This window comes from Paramagnetospirillum marisnigri, assembly GCF_001650715.1.
Classification (GTDB): domain Bacteria; phylum Pseudomonadota; class Alphaproteobacteria; order Rhodospirillales; family Magnetospirillaceae; genus Phaeospirillum; species Phaeospirillum marisnigri.
This window is the reverse complement of record NZ_LWQT01000098.1, coordinates 25,720-49,999: the sequence shown is the minus strand read 5'-3', so window position 1 is coordinate 49,999 and position 24,280 is coordinate 25,720. Positions and strand designations below refer to the sequence as shown.

Sequence of the window (24,280 nt, the reverse complement as noted above, 5' to 3'; positions counted from 1 at the left end):
GCTGACCGTGAACGAGGATACCTCCATCGCGGTCGGTGCCATCACCGTCGCAGATGTGGATGCCTCCGCCTCCGACGTTATGCAGGTGACGCTGTCGACCGGGCATGGTCAGGTGACCCTGGGGACCACCACCGGGCTGACTTTCACCACCGGCGATGGTGCCAGCGACGCCACCATGACCTTCACCGGCGCCAAGTCGGCCATCAATACGGCGCTGGCCACCGTATCGTATCGGGGCAGCCAGAATTATAACGGCACCGACCAACTTGTCGTCACCGTCAACGACCAGGGCCACACCGGCAGCGGCGGGCCGCTGAGCGGCACCGGCACCGTCAACCTGAGCGTCACATCGGTCAACGACGCGCCCGTCCTGGCGGCACCGGCGCAACTGACCCTGACCAATCTGGGGTCGGGGACCGCCACGGCCGTCGCCACCGATGTCGATAGCGGCGATACCCTGACCTATGCCATCTGGGATGGCTATAATGCGCTGATCTCGGGCATGACCAATGGCGGCAAGGGCTCCATTTCCATTAACAGCTCCACGGGCGCCTATACCTATGCGCCCGGTCCGACCTATGTGACCCAGTCCATCGGGTCGAGCTACACCGACAGCTTCCAGATCGTCGCCATGGATGCTCATGGCGGAACATCCAGCATTCAGACGGTCTCGGTGCTGGTGACGGCGCCCAGTACCGGCACCACTGGCAACGACACCTTCTACAGCGGCACCGGAAACGACACCGTCACGGGCGGTGGTGGGTCGGATACGGTGGTGTTTAGTGGCTTCACCAACGATTATACGATCGCGACCAATGCCTCTGGCACACTGACGGTCGCCGGAGCCTCGACCGGGACCGATACCCTGGTCGGTATCTCGACGCTGCGGTTCATCAACACCGACTTGGGCGTGTCCGGCTCGGCCGGGGCGCAGACCCTGACCGGCGGTGTCGGCGGTGAAGTGTTCAGCCTGGGCAGTGGCTTCAAGGGCGTCTTGCTGGGAGACGGCAATGACACCCTGACCGTGTCGGGAAGTGACCTGACCGCGCTCAACACCCTGATCGGCGGTGGCGGTAGCGATATCGTTCAGCTCAATGGCGGTACCGTTGCCGACGCAGCCTTCTCCCATGTGAGCGGCATCGAGACCTTGGCCGTCACCGGGGCGTCCACCCTGACCCTGGGGACATCCTTCCTGGCGTCGGGAATCAGCACGCTTGATCTCTCCACCTCCAGCGGACCGGTGGTGATCGATACCGGTTCCACCGGCCTGTCGCTCACCGGATCTTCCTCGGCCGACACCTTCACCGGCGGCGCGGGCGCCAATACGTTCGACGGCGGCACGGGCACCGACAAGGCGGTGTTCCATGGCGCCATGGCGGGATATCGGATCTCTGCCAGCGGCGGAACCATCACCGTGACCGACATCAATACCGGCGACGGTGATGACGGCACTGATACCCTGACCAATATGGAGACGCTGCAGTTCTCCGATGGGTCGCTGTCGGCTTTGGCCAGCATGGGGCCAACTTATTCCGGTGCGGCTAGCGCGCTAGACGTTACCGGTGGAAGCGGTTCCGGCGCCGTTTTGGTGAACAGTCAGACCAGTGCGATGACGCTGGAAACATGGGTCAAGTTTGACACCATATCTAGCGTGACTGGGACGAATGTGTTCAGTCGCGTCCCCGCAGCCAACTGGGATCAGGCCAACTTCGTTAATACCGCGGATTTCCATAGCCCGGCGGTGCAGATTGACCCGGCCACCCACAAGCTGGTCGCGTATGCATTTGATGGCGGCGGTATTAATCTTTGGGCCAGCGCCAGCGGCACCACGGTGCTACAGACCGGCCAATGGTATCATATTGCCCTTACAACCGGGCCGAGCGGCCTGACCTTGTTCGTGAACGGCGCCGTTGACGGCGCCACGACAGATGGTCGGACGGCCACGGACCTGTCTGGAACAGACCACTTTGTCATTGGCGCCGCCCTGCCGGGCAGCGGCCTGATCGGCGTTGACGGCGCGTTCGCTGATTTTGCCATCTGGAACGGCGTACGTACCTCTACGCAAATCGCTTCGGACATGACTACCAATCTGGGGCCGTCGCAGGCGGCTCAGGGATTGATCGGCTTGTGGAACCTGGGTACCGCCAGTGGCGGTGTCGTCGCAGACCTGTCCGGCAACAGCACTCCGACCACGGCGCTGGTGAACAACGCCACCCCGGTCGCCACCGGCACCCCGGTCGCCGAACTGACCGGCACCAGCGGTGCCGAGGTGATCGATGTGGGGGCTGGCCTTCTAACGGTGAACGCGGGTGCTGGCGACGACGTCATCAAGGTCTCGGCCGCCAATCTGATCACCATGACCAGCGTCATCGGTGGGGCGGGAACGGACGAGTTGGTCGTCTCTGGCGGCGGGACCTTGACCGACGCGGATTTCGGTCGGCTCAACGGCATCGAGAAGCTGAGCCTCGGCGGTGCCGACCCGCTGACCATGACCATGGGGACGGGAGCGGCTGGCTCGGGTCTGACCACCATCGACGCGGCGACCACCACCGGCAGCCTGACCGTCAATGCTTCCGCCGACCCGGCCGGGGTGACCCTGCTGGCGGGCGAGGGGCGGGTCTCCTGGAGTTCCGGCGCCGGAGCCGACCGGATCCAGGTGCTTTCCGCTTCCTCCGAGGCGACGCTGTCGGCCACCGGCGATACCATCACCGCCGCCTTCACCGGCGCCCATTCGGGGGCCAGCCTCAGCCTCTCTGGCGTCGAGGCCATCAGCTTCTCGGATTCCAAGACCCTGTCGCTGGCCTCGGGCGGCGGCGTGTCCACCGTGGCTGGCGGTTCCGGCAATGATTTCATCCGGGTTGCCTCTGGCATTGGCGTCATCGATGCCGGTACTGGCGGCTCCGATGTGCTGATCAATGCCGGGGCCATTCCTGTCACCTTCAAGCTGGGCAGTGGCCTCGACAGCACGGATACCGTGACCGGCGGCAGCGGCGCCGACACCCTTCAGATCAGTGGCGGTACGCTGCTTGACAGCGCCTTCGCCCATGTCGGCTCGGTCGAAACCCTGTCCGTGACCGGGGCGGCTACGGTGACCCTGGGCTCCTCGGCGACCTCGGCCGGGATTAGCCTGGTGGATGCGTCCACCTCCAGCGGCTCGCTGGTCCTTGACGCGGGCAGCACCGCCATGGGTGCCAAGGGCGGCAGCGGTGCGGACACCTTCACCACGGGGACCGGAAACAATGTCATTGATGGCGGGGCGGGCACCGACAAGGTGGTCCTGCATGGCGCCATGGCCGGATATCGCATCAGCACCAATGACGGTGCCATCATCGTCACCGACATCAATGCCGGCGATGGCAATGACGGTACCGACACGCTGCGCAATATCGAGACCTTGCAGTTCTCCGATGGCTCGCTGTCGGCCTCTCCGGCCGCTACGAGCATTGCCATTGGAACGGGAAGCCAGGTCAATGTCTTCAATGCAGGCGCTCAGGATGAGATAGCTGTTGCGTCCCTGGCCGATGGTGGCTGGATTTGCACATGGCGGACCCAGGGCCAGGACAATGTTGATGGCAACTGGGGAGCCATTGCCCAGCGCTTTGATTCCAACGGCGCCAAGGTGGGCTCTGAATTCGTCGTCAACGAGAGGCTGGCGGGCGAACAATGGGCTGCCAACTTCACTCAGTTGTCCGATGGCCGGATCGTCGCCATGTGGCACGACAATGGCCAGGATACCGATAGCTTTGGTGTCTATGCCCGCATCTACCCTTCCACCTGGCCCACCAGCGGCACCGCGGGCTCCGAGTTCCGTGTCAACACCACCACGCCCGGCTATCAGGCGTGGCCGGTCGTAACCTCCACCAATGATGGTGGCTTCTTCGCCGCCTGGGATGGCCATGGCGGGGCGACCGTCACCAGCCGATTGATCACGGGGCAGCGCTTTGATGCCACCGGGACCAAGGTGGGTAGCGAGATATCCATCGCGTCCGGCGGACGTGAGCCCACCGCTGGAGCGGTGACCTTGGCCGATGGCACCGTGGTGGTGTGCTGGGATGGGAGTGATACCAATGTCCAGGGTGTCTTCGCACAGCGGATCAATCCCTCGACCGGCGCTCTGGTCGGCGGGGTCATCCCTGTCAACAGCCTGACTACCGGCCAACAATTCGGTGCGAGTATCACCGCGCTGACCGGTGGTGGTTTCGCCGTGATCTGGCATGATTCCGTCAGTGACGGCGGCGCCAATTTCGGTGTGTATGCCCGCGTGTTCAATGCTGACGGCACGGCGGTCAATAATCAGGAATTCCTGGTCAACACCTCCAACGTTACCGGCTGGCAGGCCTGGCCCAGCATCACGAAACTAGCCGATGGTGGCTTCCTGGCGGTTTGGGACGATCAGTCTTCCGGCTCATTTGTGGTCAAGGCGCAAATCTATGGCGCCGATGGCCTGCAAGTGGGGGGGGAGCTGACGCTTACTTCCGCGAGCGGTATCGAGCATAAGCCTTCCGCATCGACCCTCGCCAATGGCGATGTTGTTGTCAGCTATCTGCAAAATGGCAGCGGCGGCCAAGACATCTTCGTGCAGCGTCTGACGGTCCTGTCTGGCAGAGCTAACCTTGTGGGTGACGCTGCCGCCAATATCATCGATGCGGGCGCAGGCATAGCCGCCATCAATGCGGGCGGCGGCAACGATGTCATTAAGCTGAACGCCGCCGATCTCGCCATCATGGCCACCGTCGATGGTGGCTTGGGCGAGGACCAGCTGATCCTGGCCAATGCGGGCAATCTTCCCGACGCCTTGACGGGAAAACTGACCGGTATCGAGACCCTGACCGTGTCGGGCTCGACGCCCATTTCCCTGATCTTGGGAGAATTCGGCCGCTATGCCGGCATCAATGTCATGGACATGTCCCTGACCACTGGTTCTCTGACCCTGGATACCGGCTATGATTTCCACAATCTGACACTTTTGGCGGGCGAGGGGAGGGTTTCCTGGAGTTCCGGTGCCGGAACCGACCGGATTCAGGTGTTGTCCACCGAGGCGGAAGCGACGCTGTCGGCCAGCGGCGATACCATCACCGCCGCCTTTACCGGCGCCCATTCGGGGGCCAGTCTCAGCCTCTATGGCGTGGAGGCCATCGGCTTCTCGGATTCCAAGACCCTGTCGCTGGCTGCGGGCGGCGGCACGGTTACCGTGACCGGCGGAGCCGCCAATGACGTGATCCGGGTCGGCAGCGGCATCGGCGTCATCGATGCCGGTTCGGGCGGCACCGATGTGCTGATCAATTCCGGGGCTGTTCCTGTCACCTTCAATCTGGGCTCTGGCCTAGACAGCACGGATACCGTTACCGGCGGGACCGGGGCCGATACTCTGACGATCAGCGGCGGCACCCTGACGGATTCCGCCTTCACCAACGTGACCCAGGTTGAAAGCCTGCGCCTGACCGGGGCCGCGACCGTGGCGCTGGGTGCCGAGGCGACCCAGGCCGGATTCCAGGTCATCGATGCTTCCGCCGCCAGTGGCACCGTCTCGGTCAATGCCTCCGCCATGAGCGGCGAAGTGAGCATGATCGAGGGCGCCGGGGCCGATTCCTTCATCGGTGGCAGCGGTATCAACCGATTCATGATGCAGAGCTCGAACCACACTCTTACCGTGGCGGGTGGCACCACCACCGTGACCGGCGGCGGGGCCAACGACACCCTGTCCGCCAACACCATGTGGATCGAGTACAATGACGGCGGCGGACATACCTCCATCAACAGCGGAGGCTCCTCGATCATCGGCGCTTCGGCCGACGAGAAGCTGGTGATCGGCACCGGTGTCACCTATGTGGATGGCAGCTTCGGCACCGACACGGTGACCTTGATGAACGGTGGCATGACCCTGGCGGTGGCCGGGGCCGAGACTCTGATCGGGGGCACCGGCAATGACCTGGTGACCCTGAATGATAGCTTTACCAGTAGTGGCAATATTGATCTTGGTTCCGGCACGGACACGCTGGTTCTGACAAGTATCGTCGGTAACACTGCTTTCGATATTTTCTTCTCCGACCTTCATAATGTGGAAAAGCTGGCCCTGTCCTCCGGCATGTCCGGGACCATCACCCTGGGGGCGCAGGCAATGGCGGCCGGGATCGGTGCCCTGGATGCCTCGGCCACCAGTGGCAATGTCACCGTCAACGCCTCGGGGTTCTCCTCGGGGCTGTCCGTTGCAATCGGTAGCGGCTACAGCAGCATCCTGGGCGGTAGCGGCAGTGATGTGGTCAAGGCTTCCTTCATGGCCATGACCACGACGCTGATGGGAAGTTCGGGGAATTTCTCCGCCAGCAGCGGCAGTTCCTATATCAGCATGACCGGTGTCGAGGAGCTGTATTACAGCGATTCCAGCCATGTTTCGCTGGTCTATGGCGGGGGCCTTTCCACCGTGGCCGGTGGGGTTGGGAGCGACTTGATTCGGGTCGGTTACGGTATCGACGTGGTGGACGCCGGCAGCAGCGGGAGCGACACCCTGATCAATACCGGATCGGGCAATGTCACCTTCAAGCTGGGCGCCAATCTCGACAGCATGGATACCGTTACCGGCGGTTCTGGCAAAGACACGCTTCAGGTCAGCGGCGGTACGCTGCTTGACAGCATCTTCGGCCATGTCAGCGGGGTCGAAACCCTGTCCGTGACCGGGGCGGCGAGCGTGATCATGGGCGCGTCGGGCGTCAATGCCGGCCTCACCATGGTGGATGCCTCCCTTTCGAGTGGTTCGCTGTTCCTCGATGCCGGAAGCACATCCATCAGTGCCAGGGGCGGCAGTGCCGCCGACACTTTCGTCAGCGGCACCGCCAATAACAGCTTCTCCGGTGGGCTCGGGACCGACACGGTCGCGCTTCACGGCGCCATGGCCGGATACCGCTTCAGCACCAATGACGGCGCCATCATCGTCACCGATATCAATACCGCCGACGGCAATGACGGTACCGATACTCTGCGCGATATCGAGACGTTGCAGTTCTCCGATGGCTCGTTGTCCCTGACCGGTGTGGTTCAGGGCTCTGGCATGGCCAATTATCCCACCGCCGCCGCTTTCAACGGTGCCGCCGATTCCGGCGCATCGGTCATCAGCGGCGTGACCAGCGGCACCATGACGGTGGAGACCTGGGTCAAGTTCGATACCCTGCCCACCAGCGGCACCAGTTTCGTCTTTTTCCGGATGAATGATGCCGACTGGAATTCAACGACCTTCACCGGGCCGAACAATGCCGGCCTCGCTTATACCGACGCGGTGTACTACGACGCCGCCACCGGCAAACTCGCTGGCTATGCCTGGGACAACACCAACCAGTGGACCTATGCCAACGGCACCAGCACCATCCAGGCGGGCAAGTGGTATCACGTCGCCCTGACCCAGGGTGGCGGTTCCATGAAGCTGGTGGTGGACGGTGTCCAGGAAGCTTCGGTGGCTTTGCCCAATGCCTGGGTTGGTCCGACCCGTTTCGTGATCGGCGATCAGAAGGGCTGGGGATATAATTCCGACGTGACCGCGATGGATGGGCAGGTCGCCAATTTCGCGGTATGGGACGGCGCTCGCACCCCGGCACAGATCCAGACCGACATGGCGACGGCCCTGGGAAGCGCCCAGGTCGCCAGCGGCCTCAAGGGCGCCTGGGAGCTGGGAAATATCACTACCAGCAACACGGTTGCGGACGTGTCCGGCGCATCGGGCGCCCAGACCATGGCCGTTCACAATGCGGTTCAGTCGAGCACGCCGTTGCCAATGCTTGTTGGCAGCGCTTCGGCAGACACGCTTGATGTGGGGACTGGTATTTATCAACTGGACGGCGGCAACGGCAACGACGTGATCAAGCTGACCGCCGCCGGTCTGGCGGCGGCAAGCAGCGTCAGCGGTGGCGCGGGCTTTGATCAGTTGATACTGACCGGCAGCACCAGCCTAACGGCCGCCGACTTCGCCAAACTGTCGGGAATCGAGCAGGTCGATGCCTCGGCCATGACCGGCGGCATCGTGGTCGACAATTCCGGCAGTTCCTTTGGTCTGACGCTGACCTCGGGCAGTGGGGCCGATACGGTGACCGGCGGCTCGGGCAACGACACCTTCGTTGCTGGCGCGGGCACTGACAAGGCGATCTTCCATGGCTCGCTGTCGGGATACCGCATCAGCAGCCTGGCTGGCGGCACCATCACGGTGACCGACATCAATACCGGCAATGGCGATGACGGCACCGACACCCTGGTGGGGGTCGAGACGCTGGCTTTCGCGGATACCAGCCTCACCGTTTCCCCGGTGGAAGTCCGGGTCAACACCACCACCACCGGCAATCAGTCCGCTCCGGCGGTGGCCAATCTGCCCGGCGGCGGCTATGTGGTGGTCTGGCAAAGCGCCAACCAGGACGGATCGGGCAACGGCGTCTATGCCCAGCGCTACAATGCCTCGGGCGTGGCCCAGGGCAGCGAGTTCCGGGTTAACACCACCACCAATCTGGCGCAGGAAGCACCCACGGTGGCGTCGCTGAGCGGCGGCGGCTTCGTGGTGGCTTGGCAGAGCATTGGCCAGGACGGGTCGGCGGAAGGCATCTACGCCCAACGCTACGACACCTCCGGCACCGCCCAGGGCGGCGAGTTCCGGGTCAACACCGTCGTCACCAATGCCCAGACCATTCCCTCCATCACCGCGCTGGCCGATGGCGGCTTCCTGATCGGCTGGCAAAGCAGTTACGAGGGCGGTGGGACTAACTGGGGCACCTACGGTCAGCGCTACAATGCCTCCGGCGTGGCCCAGGGCGTGGAAATCCATTTCAACACCACCACCAGCGGCTCACAGACCGCCGTCGCGGTTGCGGGGCTGACCGGTGGTGACATGGTCGCCACCTGGGTGAGCGATACCGGATCGGACGGCAACAACTTTGGCATTTATGCCCAGCGTTTCAATTCCTCCGGCACCGCCCTGGGCTCCGAGGTCCTGGTCAATAGCACCGTCACCAGTGTGCAGACTTATCCGACGGTGGTGGCCCTGACCGGTGGCGGTTACGTGATCGCCTGGCAGAGTTTGGCTACCGGTAACTATGATATCCAGGCCCAGCGCTATGATGCCTCGGGGACCCCTCAGGGCACGGAATTCTCCATCTGCTCTGTTTCCACTCACCAATCGGTACCGGCCCTGGCCGCCTTGCCCGATGGCGGCTTCGTGGCGGTGTGGGCGGATTGGCGCGGCGGCACCGGGACCGGTTCCCAGATCTATGGCCAGCGCTATGATTCCCTCGGCCAGGTGGTCGGGTCCGAGTTCCGGGTCAATGCCGCCCTCAGCGGTGAGCAAACTTTACCGTCGGTCGCGGTGCTGGCCGATGGCGGTTTCGTGGTGAGTTGGCAGAGCGAGGGCCAGGACGGGTCCAGCTATGGTGTCTATGCCCAGCGTTTCGATGCCCAGGGCAAGGCCCTTCATGCCGGTTCGGTGATGCTGACCGGTGGCTCGGCGGCCGAGACGTTCAATGTGGGGTCCGGCATCGCCGTGGTCGAAGGCGGCGGCGGCAACGACATGGTCTTCCTGGACAATGGCGGTGTCAGCGTGATCCTGACCGATGTTGAGACGGTGATCGGCGGTAGCGGCAATGACAGTGTCACCATCGACCGCGGCGTTCTCGATACCAATGGCGCCGGCCGGATCGTTGACGGCGGCGGCGGTTCCGACAATCTGAACATCCTGGGCAGTTGGAGCTATGGCCTGGATGCCACCGAGATGTCCAACATCACCGGCTGGGAGACCCTGACCCTGGGGGCGTCCTACGGCTATGGTTCCAATATCATCACCACCCTGACCCTCAACGACGCCAACAATACCAGCGGGTTGCTGATCAATGCCGCCGACACCTACCAAGCGATCATCGACGGCTCGGCCGAGACCTCGGCGGCGCTGACCGTTATCGGCGGTAGTGGGGCCGATACCCTGACCGGCGGCGCGGGCAATGACAGCCTCAACGGCGGCGCGGGCGCCGACAAGGTCGTGTTCCACGGCAGCATGGGCGACTATCGCATTTCGTCCGTGGCCGCCGGGACCATTTCGGTGATGGACAGCTATGCCGGTGACGGCAATGACGGCACCGACACCCTGATCAATGTGGAGACGGCAGAATTCTCGGGTGGCTTCGGCCTGACCCTGGGGACGGCGGCCGCCTCGGTGACCGGCAGTGCCAGCAATGATACGCTGGATATTGGCTATGGCTTCGCCAGCATCGATGGCGGACTGGGCGATGACGTCATCAAGCTGTCGGGAACCGATTACCTCGCCACTACCACGGTGGCGGGCGGTGCCGGGACCGATACCCTGATGCTGTCGAGCGGCGGCACCCTGACCGATTCCAATTTCGCCAAGCTGTCCGGGATCGAGACCCTGAAGATCAGCGGCGGCGGCACCCTGACCATGGGGGCTTCGGCCCAGGCGGCGGGCATCACCCAGCTGGACGGCAGCGGCTCCTCCGCCGCGCTGGTCATCGATGCCAGCGCCGATGCGGCCCTGACCACCATCGTCGGCGGCTCGGGGGCGGATACAATCAATAGCGGGACCGGCGGCGATACCCTCACCGGCGGCGCCGGGGCGGACAAGTTCGTGGTCGCGGCCACTGCCGGGGTCTTGGGCTCGCCCATGGTGATTACCGACTTCGTCAGCGGCACCGACAAGCTCGACCTGTCGGCGGCGGGAAGCGGCATCAGCTATACTCCGGGTGGAGCGTGGGCGGGCAGTCTGGCCAGTTCCATCACCGCCCTCAGCGGCTTGACGGGCGCCAATGCGGTCTTCGTCACCGATGGCACCGATGGGTGGATGGTCTTCAAGGGCGGCGCCATGGATGGCACCCTGGTGAAGCTGTCCGGCGTCACTTCGGCCCCGGCGGGGGGAGACTTGGCCGGTCCGACGGTCACCGTCATCAATCAGGCGCCGGTGGTGGTTCAAAACCCAAGCGTATCAACCGCCAATTATGGCTTCGAATCGACGACTGTCGGCCAGACCATCGTCGGCCAGGACGGCTGGGTGATGAACGACACCACCCAGGGGACGGTGGCGACCTCCACCTCCTCCGGGCTCTATACCTCCTCCAACGCCTTCTATGCAGGGTCGACCGGGGGCAATTACAATCGGGAAATTTCCCATGCCTCCGGTGGCAATCTGACACTGGCCACGGTCAGCCAGGGCGCGACCCTGACCTTCAGCTATGACTTCACCGCCTCGTATTGGGGCAGCTATATGCGCATCGGCGCCGATCTGGATTATGACGGCTCCACCTTTGCCCTCAGCTCCTATTCCGGCAATGGGCCGCTGGATCCGAACGAGAATTCCATCGGCATGGGCTATCGCCAGGAAGGCGGCGGGGTCTTGACCCTGTACAAGGCCGATGGCACCGCGCTTACCGCCACGGTGGGCAACCTGACCAGTTGGAGCACCCTGCAGATCACCCTGGATACCAGCGCCAATGGCGGCCAGGGCGCGCTGAGCGTTTCCTATCGCGATCTTGGCAATAGCGGCAATTGGGTCCAGGCCACGGGATTGCAGAACATCAATGCCGGGCTGTCCTGGAGCGGCACCACCGCCGCCAATCCGTATCTGTGGAACTCGGTCATGTTCCATGCCGAGGCGGATGCGGCCTATCTGGACAATATCAGCTATTCGGTCTCGGCCCCGCCCACCCCGTCGGTCTACACCGAGGGCAGCGTGGCGATGCCGGTGTTCTCCAATCTGAGCATTGCCGATTCCGACAACGCCACCCTGACCGGGGCCACCGTCACCATCACCAACAAGGTGGCGGGCGATGTGCTGTCCTTCACCAATGCCAACGGCATCACCGGCAGCTACAACAGCACGACCGGTGTGCTGACCCTGAGCGGTTCGGCGACCGTGGCCCAGTATCAGGCGGCCATCACATCGGTGACGTTCTCGAACAGTGGCGATGCGCCGGGCATGACACCCCGCACCATCACCCTGACGGTCAGCGATGGCAATGCGTCGAGCACCGCCCTTCAGACCACGGTGCTGACCTACGACATCAACGACGCGCCGGTCAGCAGCGGCGCCGTCACCCTGGCCGCGGGGACCGAGGATACGGCGGTCACCATCACCAAGGCCGCCCTGCTGGCCAATATCAGTGACCCGGATGGTGACTCGTTGTCCATCGCCACCATCTCGACGGCGCATGGCACCCTGGTCGAGCATGGCAGCGGCTACACCTTCACGCCCAACGCCAATTTCAACGGCACGGCGACGTTCACCTTCACCGCTTCGGACAGCCATGGCGGCACCGTCAATGGCAGCGCCACCATGTCGCTTGCGGCGGTCAATGACGCTCCGGTGCTGCAGGGTCTGACGGCCCGCAATACCGCCCTGTCCATGACAGGGGCGGCGGCCACCGTGGCGGGCAGCCTGCCCAGTGGGCAGTTCTCCGATGGAACGGCCACCCTGGAATGCGATGTCAGGGTGGACTCGCTGTCCCAGAGTCAGGAATTCATCCGCCTGGTCTCGTCCAGCAGCCAGAGCAACCACCTGGTGTTTGGTGTCAACAGCTCCGGCCGTCTGTATGTGGACAACGGGTCGGGTGTTCAGACCAGCACCAACTACACTCTGACCACCGACACCTGGCACCATGTCGCGGTCAACTACGCCCCCTCCGGGGTGAACATGGCCACCGCCAGCTTCGTGGTGGACGGCGTGGTGGTGGATACGCTGGGGCCGTTCAACTTCACGTCTTCGTTCTCGTCGCTCAACCGCATCACCATCGGCTGCGATGGCAGTGGTGGCGCGGTCGGAACCCTGGACGGCCTCATCGACAATGTGCGGGTGTGGAATGTCGCCCGGCCGGTGGCCGATATGATCGCCGAGGCGGGCAGCCCCTATACCGGGGCCGAGTCCGGACTGGTGGGGGCCTGGACCTTCGACGCCAATGGCGGCTCGACTCTTGCCGATGTCACCGGCTATCGCTCCTTGACCGTGTCGGGCGCCGCCTCGCTGGTGGCGCCGCCCTCCGAGGCCATTTCCCTGGTGGGGGCGGGGCGGGTCACCACCAATGCCAGCACCACCATGGCCTTTACCGACCACACCATCGAGACCTGGGTGCGGACCAGCGATACCACCACCGGATACCACTCGCTGATTTCGACCACCGCCGCCACGGCGAGCGACCAGTCCGTGGATGTGATGGTCAATGGTACCGGCAACCTCAAGATCCGGATCGGCACGGCCACCGATTACCGGGAATGGACTCCGGCCGGAACCGCCCTCAATGACGGCCAGTGGCACCATGTCGCCTACAGCTACGTGGCTTCCACCAACACCATGAACGTGTTCATCGACGGCGTGGCCATTGCCGCAGGGACGGGGGTGAGCACCGGTTCCCCCACCGCCTTCGTGGCGTCCGGCACCAAGATGCGCATGGGCGACAGCAGCGATCTCACCGCTCCGCTGACCGGCGATCTTGCCGATGTCCGGCTGTGGAGCACCGTCCGGAACGGCTGGGATATCGCCGCCGACATGAATCATGGCCTGACCGGGAGAGAGACCGGCCTGCTGCGTGAATTCGTGGTGGCTGACGGCTATATCATCGACAATACCTTCCATGACGCCGGGGCGGCGGTGGTGGGTACCGTCTATCTGGCCGATGACATGGAGCCCAAGGCCGGGGCCACCAGCTTTACCCTGCGCGAGGGCGGGGTCCTCAGCGGCAATGTCGTGGTCAAGGAGGTGGACGGCGACACCTATACCGTCGCCAAGGCGTCGGGCGGCAATCCGCGCAACGGTGCCTTGGTGGTGGACGCGGATGGGTCCTATTCCTATGCCCCCAATCCGGGGTTCTACGGCACCGACAGTTTCACCCTGACGGTGACGGATAGCAGCGGCCTGACCTCGACCAAGACCATCACCGTCAACGTGACCGACAGCACCACCATTTCCGGCCTGTCCGAGCGTACCGGCGTCCTGACCGCCAAGGGGACTGGCTCCGCGGCCATCGCCAAGATGGATACCGGCCAGTTCGGCGGCAACCAGGCCAGCCTGGAATTCGATTTCCTGGTCCCGACGGCAATCTCGGGCTCGACCCAGCGGCTGGTCAGCCTGATGAACAGCAGCAATTCCGCCCTGATCGGCGTCGCCATCGACAGTACCGGCCATATCATGGTCGGCCTGAACGGGACACCCGGCACCGGCCTCACCTCGGTGACGGCCGGGAGCTGGGCCCATGCGACGGTGACCTTCGACGGGTCCAGCGCCACCCTTTACCTCAATGGCCATTGGGCGGGATCGGCCAGCGGCGCCACCGTCAACATGCTGAGCAACCTGTCCAAGGTGGTCGTCGGCCCCGACAGCAATGCCACCTCGCTGACCGCCCAGATCGACAATGTCAAGCTGTGGAACACGGTGCTGTCGTCCCGCCAGATCAGCGAGATGGGCCAGTCCGAGTCGTCCAGCGACAGCGCGCTGGTGGGGCACTGGGCCTTCAACGAGGGCGGCAGCGTCGTCGAGAATCTGGCGGGTGGCGACTACACCGCCATGGTGGTGGGGACCAACGCCTTCGTGTCGGCGCCGCCTTCGCGGGCCATGGTGTTCCAGGCTGGTCAGTCCATCGCCGTGACCGGCCCGGCAAGCCCCATCACCGGCGACCTGACCCTGTCGGCCTGGGTCAAGTGGGACGGTGTCAATACCGGCGCTGGCGGCTTCATCGCCTATAACGGTGATGCCAGCAACAGCGGTTTTGGCCTGTATGTGGACACCACCACCGGCAAGCTGGGCTATATGTGCGGCGGCGTCGCGGCAAACCTCAGCACCACCGCCAGCCTGACGACGGGGCTGTGGCAGAACGTCGCCCTGGTACACGAGAATGGGGCCTGGTCCATCGTGGTCGATGGCGTGTCCCATTCCTCCTTCGCCGCTAGCAATACCACCGGCATGGGGGACTATGCCTCCTATCCGGGGCAGTTCGTCATCGGCAATGCCGGTGCCATCGGAACCGAGAACTTCCGGGGCGAGATCGCCGATGTCCAGTTGTGGAACAAGGCTCGCGACCTGAGCGAGATCCATTCCGCCATGCAGAACCCCATTCGGGGCGATGAAAGCGGCTTGGTGGGGTACTGGAAGCTGGACGAGGTATCCGGCTATGCCATCCACGATTCGGCCGACATGGATATGAGCCTTGTCACCAAGGTCGGTAGCGTGACCAAGGCGGCCCTGGGCGATCTTCCCATCATTGGAGATGCGTCTCCCTATCAGGGGGCGACCTTCAGCGGTACGTCCCTGCTCAAGACCGAGAATCAGTTCGAGCCCACCGGCAATTTCACGGTGGAACTGTGGATCAAGCCGACCAGCCTGACCGGGACCCAGATGCTGGTGGCCAAGGACCAGTCCGGAAACACCAACGGTTGGGCGCTGGTGAGCAATGGCGCCAGTCTGCAGCTTTCGGGGCCAGGACTGATCTACTTCAATGGAACCACATGGGTTCCCAACCTTGTGGCGACCAATGTCCTGACCGCCGACACCTGGCAGCACGTGGCGGTTTCCCGCTCCGGCCAGGATTACACCCTGTTCCTGAATGGTAGTTCGGTCGCGACCTACCACTCGTCCCAGGTGGACGATTTCGCCAACGAGATTCAGTTGTCCCTGGGCGGTCGCTTCACCCAGTACGACCAGGGAACCAGCGTGGAGTCGGGCACGGTCTATTCCGGTTCCATGTCCGATGTGCGCCTGTGGAACACCGCCCGGAGCGCGGCCGATATCTCGGCCACCATGAACAATCGCTTGGCGGGCAACGAGGCCGGTCTGGCGGATTATATCCCGCTTAATGATGCCGGGGGCATTGGCTTCGCTGAAATCAGCAATGATGGCCATGATCAGGCGAGCGCCAGGAATGTCAGTGCCAGTGCCGGAGCGGGCCTTGGCCTGAGCGCCGGGGAAGATGGCTCCAAGGCCGTCACCCTGGGCAGTGGCGGCGTCATCCAGGCCTCGACTCCCTATGATCCCGGAACCGGGGCTTTCACCATGGAAGCCTGGATCAAGCCGACGACTGTCGTGGGAGGGCGCGCTATCCTCAGCGAGGATCAGGCCGGCAATGTCAACGGGTGGTCCTTCACCATTACCAACGGCAACCTGGTTTTCGCGGGTCCCGATGGAGTGGGGGGCTATAGCGCGCTGGTCGAGACCACTAGCGGAGCCGCCATTGTCGCCGATACCTGGCAGCATGTCGCGGTCACCCGTTCCGGCAATGCCTTCACCCTCTATGTCAATGGCACACAGGTGGCCACCCATGATTGGGGCGGCCAAACCCCCAATCTGAACAGCGGCGATCCCCTGTTGATCGGCGCCAGGATCGGCGCAAATGGATATACCGCCGATAATTTCCTCGGCGACATGTCCGAAGTCCGCATCTGGTCGGTGGCCAAGAGTGTCGGCGCCCTGGCGTCCGGCAAGGACAGCCGCCTGACCGGGAGTGAAGTGGATCTGGTGGATTACCTGCCGCTGAACGATTACAGCGCGGGCAAGGTTGGCGAACAGGGCGTGGGACGCGGCCAGTTCACCCGCGATCTGGCCATGAAGTTCGACGGCACCGATGACGCGGTGACGGCGAGCGGCATCTCCCTGGCCAGCAATTCCTTCACCATCGAGTTCTGGGCCAACCGCGCCAGCAGCTCCACCGAGGACAATGCCATCTCCATGGGGACGGCGGGAGTTGGCGGGCAGGGGCTTCATATCGACTTCCAGCCCGTCAATGTCGGCAACCAGGTGATCTTCTCGTTCTGGGGCGAGGATCTGGTCTTCACCGATACCACCGATAATGTGGGAGTCTGGGTCCATTGGGCGGCCAGCTACGACGCCGCGACCAATACCAAGGTGCTCTACAAGAACGGCACCCAGGTCGCGACCTATACCGGCACCACGGATTTCACCGGCACCGGCACCTTCAGGATCGGTGACAAGTTCGATACCGCCGGCAGCAGCCATTACGACGGCCAATTGGACGATGTGCGGGTGTGGAACGTGGCTCGCACCGGCCAGCAGATTTCCGACAACTACGATATGGTCCTGAGCGGTACCCAGGGCGGAACGCTGATCGCCAATTATACCTTCAATGACGCCAAGACCACGGCAGTGACGGACATGGCGGGCGGTGACCAGAACGGCACCCGCGTGGGTGGGGTGGGCTACAGCCGCTATTCCAATTCCGAGGCGGTTTCCGTGTCCGAGGGGCATGCCGATGCCATGGGCGGCGGTGGCCAGAACACCGCCCTGACCTTCCGGGGTGGCGCGGCGGCCAATGCCGGCAATATCTTCAATGTCGGTGGTGGCGAATTCACCATCGAGGCCTGGATCAATCCGTCCGACCTGACCGGCGATCACATGATCGTTGCCAAGGACAGCGCCACCGTGACCAGCGACCCGGTGATGTCGCTGTTCACCCGCGACGGAACGCTGGTTTTCCATACCCAAGGATTCGACCTTGCCACCCCGTCGGTCCTGACGGCGGGGCAATGGGCGCATGTGGCGGTCAGTCGCGGCGAGGACGGCATCTATGTCATGACCGTCAATGGTCAGGCGGTGGCGGCGGTGGAAATGCCGCAACTGGATCTGACCAATGATTTTGACCTGCTGATCGGTGCCCGAGAGGGCAGCGGCAGCGGCGGCCTGGATACCGTGACCACCTTCAAGGGGCAGATCGCCGGGGTCCGGTTGTGGAATGACGGTCGCAATCCCGAGGACATCGCCGATACCATGTATCTGCGCGACCTGTCGGACGAAAGCCTGCTCGCGGATTGGAAGGGCAACAGCACCAGCGATGCCTCGGGTAATGGCCACGGCTTGACCCTGGAGGGGGCCACCGTCGCGGGCGTGCCCTTCCGGGCGGCCCATTTTGACGGTTCGACATCGATTGCCCTGAGCACCCCAGCGACCTTGGCCGCTGGAACCGCTGATTTCACCTGGGAAAGCTGGGTCCGCAGCTCCGATGCCTCGGGGAATCTTCAGTATCTGGTCGATGCCGGTTCAAGCACGCACAATGCCTATCTCTACCTGCTGAATGGCAAGCTTGGCTTCTCGGACGAGATCAATGGCCTGTCCTCCACCGCCACCGTCGCCGATGGCCAGTGGCACCACGTGGCCGTCACCGTCAAATCCGGGGTGGTGCAGCTTTATGTGGATGGCGTCGCCGATGCCACCCGCAGCGACATGCCGCCCAATATCCAGTCCAGCGGCGCCTTCGCGGTGCTTGGGGGAAGCCATTTCGGCACCGGCTATTTGCATGGCGACATGGCCGATGTCCGGGTCTGGAACACCGCGCGGACGGCCGCCGAGATCAGTGCCTTCAAGGACGAGATCCCCATGGGCTACGAGGGGGGATTGGTCGGCCTGTGGCGGATGGATTCCGCCGAGGGCGGCGTGGTGGCCGATGGCTCCGGTTATGGCAATGTCGGGACCGTGTCCGGCTCGGTCGGCATTGTCGATACCGGTGTGCCCACGGCACGCGAGGTCATCGAGATCGACAGCGGGTCGTCCTATCACGGAATGGTCCTGGCCTCGGACAACTCGGGCGCGGCGCTCAGCTATGGTGTCGAGGCCACGCCGCTGCACGGCGCCCTGGTGATCCATTCCGATGGCAGCTTCGCCTATACCCCGAGCGACGGCTATGTCGGGGCCGACAGTTTCGTCGTCAAGGTCAATGACGGACGCAGCGATACCTTCAAGTTGATCCGCCTGGACGTGCAGGGCAATACCGAGATCCTGGGGGCCAGCGAGCGCCAGGCGGTGCTGTCGTTCAACGGCACCCAGCGGGCGGTCGTGTCCAATACCGGCGATCTGACCACCCTGGGCTCCGGTAACTTCACCATGGAGACCTGGATCAACCTGACCGACGTGACCACCGAACAGGTCCTGTTGGCCAAGGAGTCGGCCGCCTATTCAGGCACATCGCTCCAGATGCGCCTCGAGGTCATGAACGGCAAGCTGATCTTCATGGCCCAGGACACTTCGGGCACCGGTCTTTACAACAATGGCTACGAGTTTCAGAGCGCCAATAGCCTGACCGCCGGGCAATGGGCCCATGTAGCGGTGACCCGTTCGGGCGATACCTTCACCCTGTATGTCAATGGCGAGGCCGAGGGCTCCATCACCCGGTCGCTGGGCAGTCTGACGGATGCCTCGGGCCTGGTCATCGGCGGCACCATTCTTGGCGGCACCTTCGACCATGGCGTCAAGGGAAGCATGGATGAGGTGCGGGTCTGGAACACCGCCCGGACTCCGTCCGAAATCGCGGCCGAATACAGTCAGCGCCTGGATGGCGGGACCGGCCTGATCGGCTATTGGAACGGCGAGGATTTCAGCGGCAATGCCCTGGATGACCAGTCCCACAACGGTCATTATATCGACCTGTCCGCCGCCAATTCACCGCGCGTGATCAATCCGCCCACCAATGCGCTGCACTTCAACCTGAGCCAATCGGTCAATCTGGGCTCGGCCATTGGCCAAGGAACTGGCAGCTATACCTACGAAGCCTGGATCAGGACATCCGATGTCTCGCAGGCGCAGATGATCTTCACCTCCGGCGTTAACAACGCCGAGCAGGGGCTGTGGATCTACTCCAGCGTCGACGGCAAGATTCACTTGTCGGTCGCCGGTGACGCCGGCTCCGTCGCGGGCAACGCGGTGGTGGCGGATGGGGTGTGGCATCATGTGGCCGTGACCTTGTCCAATCTGAACGCCACCACCGCCAGCTACACCATGTATGTGGACGGCAAGGTCGATGGGACCGGAACGGTCGGCAATTACAATGTCGCGGGCGCGGTCCGGCTGGCGACCTTCTATGATGGCACGACCGCCCAGTACAATGGCGATATGGCCGATGCCCGGCTGTGGAACACGGTTCGCACCGCCGCCGAGATTGAATCCCATATGAACGCGCCCCTGGCGGGGGGTGAGACCGGCCTGGTCGGCTATTGGCGCCTTGACGGGGTGAACGGCTCCACCGTCGCCGATTCGGCGGCGATCCCCCATAACGGCACCGTTTCCGGCACCCTGACCGTGGTGGACAATCAGGTTCCGGTCTACGATCAGGTGATCACCGCCGATTACGGCGCCCCCTATCATGGCGCCCTGGCGGCCGAGACCTCGGCCTCGTCGCTGGCCTGGTCGGTGGTGGGAGCCGCCCAGCATGGCAGTGTCACCCTGGCCATGGATGGCAGCTTCGTCTACACCCCCACATCCGGGTGGCATGGTGTCGACTACTTCACCGCCCGGGCCACCGGCTCCGACGGTTCCGTCACCCAGAAGGTCATCGCCATCGAGGTTCCCAGCCCGGTGGACCCCATCGGCGTCGGCGCGTCCGGCGCGGCACTGCAGTTCAACGGCAGCCAGTACGCCAAGTCGTCCGGCATGGCCCTGACCAACCAGTCGTTCAGCTTCGAATTCTGGAGCAGCCGCTCGGTCGTTGGCGTGGCGGAGACCGCCCTGTATCAGAACGGATCCATGTCCGTGGCCTTCGACGCCTCCAACAATCTGGTCTTCACCGTGGTTGGCGTGGGCTCGGTGACGATGGCGGCGGGCAGCACCGTCAACCAGTGGGGCCACTGGGCGGGCAGCTATGACCATGCGACCGGCGTCATCAGCCTGTACAAGGATGGTGCCCTGGTGGGCGTCAACGACGCGACACCGGTTTCGTTTACCGGTGCCAGTACCCTCTATGTCGGTGCCACCCTGAGCGACGACACCACGGTCACCAGCGGCTTCCAGGGCCAGATGGACATGGTGCGCCTGTTCAGCGACGTTCGCAGCGCCGCTGAAATCTATGACGATTTCCATCGCAAGGAGCTTGAGAGCACCGACCATATGCTGGCCGAGTGGGCCATGGATCGCCAACTCAACACCAGCCAGGGAACCACCTTTCCCTATATGCTGGACACGTCCTATTCGGGGCATGATCTGGTGCTTGGGACCGGCTCGGGCTATGGCTCGGCCATGCCGCAATATGTCAATACCGCGGGCCGGGTGGCGTCGTTCAACGGCAGCACCAGCGGCATCACCGTCGGCGGGACCACGGGTGCGCTCGCCACCCTGGGCAGCGGCGACTTCACCCTGGAGGCCTGGATCAATCCCGGTGCGGCGGCTTTGGGTAGCGAGGTGGTGCTGCTGTCCAAGCAGTTGAACCAGGGCATCGGCGTGCCGCAGTTGCGCCTTGGCCTGATTGGCGGCCATCTGTTCTTCCAGGCCAACAGCTCGGTCAACGGGGATGGGCTGTTCAGCTCGACCTACGACCTGCAGTCCTCGCAGACGCTGGCGGCCAACCAGTGGGCGCATGTGAGCGTCACCCGGGCGGGCGACGTCTTTACCCTCTACGTCAATGGCGTGGCTTCGGGGAGCATCACCTATCACTTCGACGCGGCGGTGGGCAGTTCCTCGGCCAATCTCGCCATCGGCAATTCGGTGAATGGCGGGACCGCCTCTCAGTTCTATACCGGCTTGATCTCCGACGTCCGGGCGTGGAGCACGGCGCGAACCCAGGGCGAAATCTCGTCTTATATGAACACCCGTCTGTCCGGTACGGAATACGGGCTGCTGAACAACTGGCGTCTCGACGATATCTCGGGCACCACCGTTCCCGACAGCACCAGCCATAATGGCGGCAGCGCCACCAGCGTGACCTCGGTCGGCGCCAAGGCCTCCATCTATGACGATGTGCTGACCACCCGCGAGGACACGGTCGCGCGCGGCTCGCTGTTCGCCATCGATCACGATGACGCCTCGGCCAGCCTGACCGTGACCCTCAGCCAGCAGGCCAGCCACGGCACCGTCACCATCAGCGGCAGCAACTACGTCTACACGCCCGATGCCAATTATGTCGGCAGTGACAGCTTCATCGTCGGCATCAATGACGGCAGCAATAACCTGACCTATGGCACTATTGGGGTCAGCGTGCGTTCGGTGCAGGACGCGCCGTTCCTGACCGGGGCGGGGGCCTTCACCACCAGTTCCTCGGGCAGCCACGTCCTGGCCATTTCCGTCAGCGATCCCATCGGCCAGAGCGGGCATCATCTCTATGAGCTGAAGCTGACCGCCGCCCATGGCACCATCCTGCTCAAGGACACCTCGGGGCTGACCTTCGGCTCGAGCACCGTCAACGGTTCCGCCACGGTGGTGGTATCCAGCGCCCTGGACCGCATCAACGCCGCCCTGGCCACCGCGGTCTATGTGGCCGATCCGGCCTGGAACGGTGTCGGCGGCGATACCTTGAACATCCAGGTCTGGGACAAGTCCGGCGATGGCACCGCCCATACCCTGGTGACCAGCCAGTCCATGGCGGTGACCATCGGCAACCGGGCACCGGAACTGACCTCGTCGGTTCTGGATCTGGACGCGGTGGCGGGAGCGGCCTTGACCGGGACCCTGGCGGCGGTGGATCGCGACGGTTCCTCCGTCAGTTATGCCACGGTCACGGGACCGGCGCAGGGGACGCTGACCATCAACTCCTCCACCGGGGGCTATACCTATACCCCGACCTCGGCCTCCATCACCGGCATCGACGGCTTCACCTGGCGGGCCAGCGACGGCACCCTGACCACCAGCCGCACCGAGCGGGTCGAGCTGTATAATCACCAGACCGCCGCAACCACGGCCATTGCCACCGATCTTACCGGTCTGGTGAGCCTGACCGGCACCACCATCACCCATTCCAGCGGCGCGGTGGAGGTGGCTGGGCTCAACCTGCTATCCGCCTCGCACTTGATGGTGGGCGGTGGCGCCATCACCGTCGATATCGGCAGTTCGGTGGCGGCCGGGTCCGCGTTGTGTCTGTCGGGGGGCACCCTGTCCCTGGGCGCCAATGCCATCTTGAAGTCCTCGGGCTCCTTGTCGATGAATGGCGGCACCCTGACCGGTTCCGGAACAGTGATCCAAAGCGCCGGAACCCTGAGCCTGACCGGGATCGGCAACCATATCGGCGCCGCCTTCCAGAACGCCGCCGCCACCTTGCTTCTGGTCGAGGCCATCAGCAGCACCGGTTCCGTGGGGGTGATCGAGCACAGCTTCGATAACCTGGGCACCGTCAATCTCAGCGCCGGGACCGGCAATGTCTCGAACTGGTGGTCGGCCCTGGAAGTGGAAGGCGCCCTGACCAATCATGGCACCATCCTCTCCACCGGCTCCATGACGGCGGGCACCCATGTCCTGCAAGCGGACAGCATCGACAATTACGGCCTGATCCAGGTCGGCCGCGACATGATCCTGGTCGGCGGGTCCTTTGACAATCACGGGGCGCTGACCATGAGCGGCAGCGCCACCCTGACCGTCGAGAGCTCAAGCAGTTCCACCCATTCGGATTTCGAGAACTGGGCGCTGATTTCCGGCGTCGGCAAGATCGATGTCCGCGATGCGGATTTCGTCAATCACGGCTATCTCAAGCCGGGTGACAGCACCACCGCCGGGACCTTGCAGATCAACGGCGACATGACCTTGGCCTCGGATTCCCATGTGGTCCTCGACCTGTCACTGGGCGGCAGCGGACCCGGCTATAACGATGCCATCAACGTCAACGGCCATGTGACGCTGGGAGGGGAATTGTTCCTCTACGCCCACGCCACTCCCACCGCCAGCACCAGTCTGATGCAGTGGACCGGCTATAGCGGCGCTTTCGAAGGCATCTATGGACTGGCCAGTGGCAGCGGCGGCTGGGTCCTCGACCCGGTCTTCAGCACCACCGGACTCAGCCTGACGGTGCAAAGCGGCGCCTCCGTGGCGGTCCTCAGCTCGAACACCAGCTTCATTGATACGGGTACGACCAGCAATTATGTCATCGCCACCGGCAATAACGACATCGCCCATCTGGGGTCGGGCTATGACGTTTTCGTGGGCATGGGTGGCTATAATTCGGTAGGGATCAGCGGCCACAACTTCCACTTCCTGGACGGTGGTGTTGGTGGCAACAACGAACTGGTCTGGGAGGGGGGGAACAACACCACCTTCAACATGAGCCAGCTGCAGACCAACGCCTTGCAGAACTTCGATATCCTGAACCTAAGCGGTTACAATTCCGGGGCCATGCTGGATGTTGCCCATGTTCTGGGCATGACCAACAACGGCAATGCGGTGACCGGCACCGCCAATACCTTGGTGGTGATCGGCAGTTCCAACAGCACCTATGTCAATTTCTCCGATAGTGGCTGGCATGCCGATGGCCAAGCCAATCTGACCGTGAATGGTCAGAGTGACAGTTATACCCAGTACAGCAATGGGGATGCCCATGTCCTGGTGGAGAACAACATCCACGTCGGCTAA

General features: G+C 63.6%; 1 protein-coding gene (cut by a window edge). It reads left to right on the top strand.

What is annotated here, in order from left to right; translation table 11 throughout:
• Positions 1 to 24,280, top strand: partial view of a LamG-like jellyroll fold domain-containing protein gene (locus A6A04_RS22515; protein ID WP_068495258.1) — the 3' portion only. It extends 13,067 nt beyond the left edge of the window; the window shows 24,280 of its 37,347 coding nt (coding positions 13,068-37,347); its start codon lies beyond the left edge, outside the window; its stop codon occupies positions 24,278 to 24,280.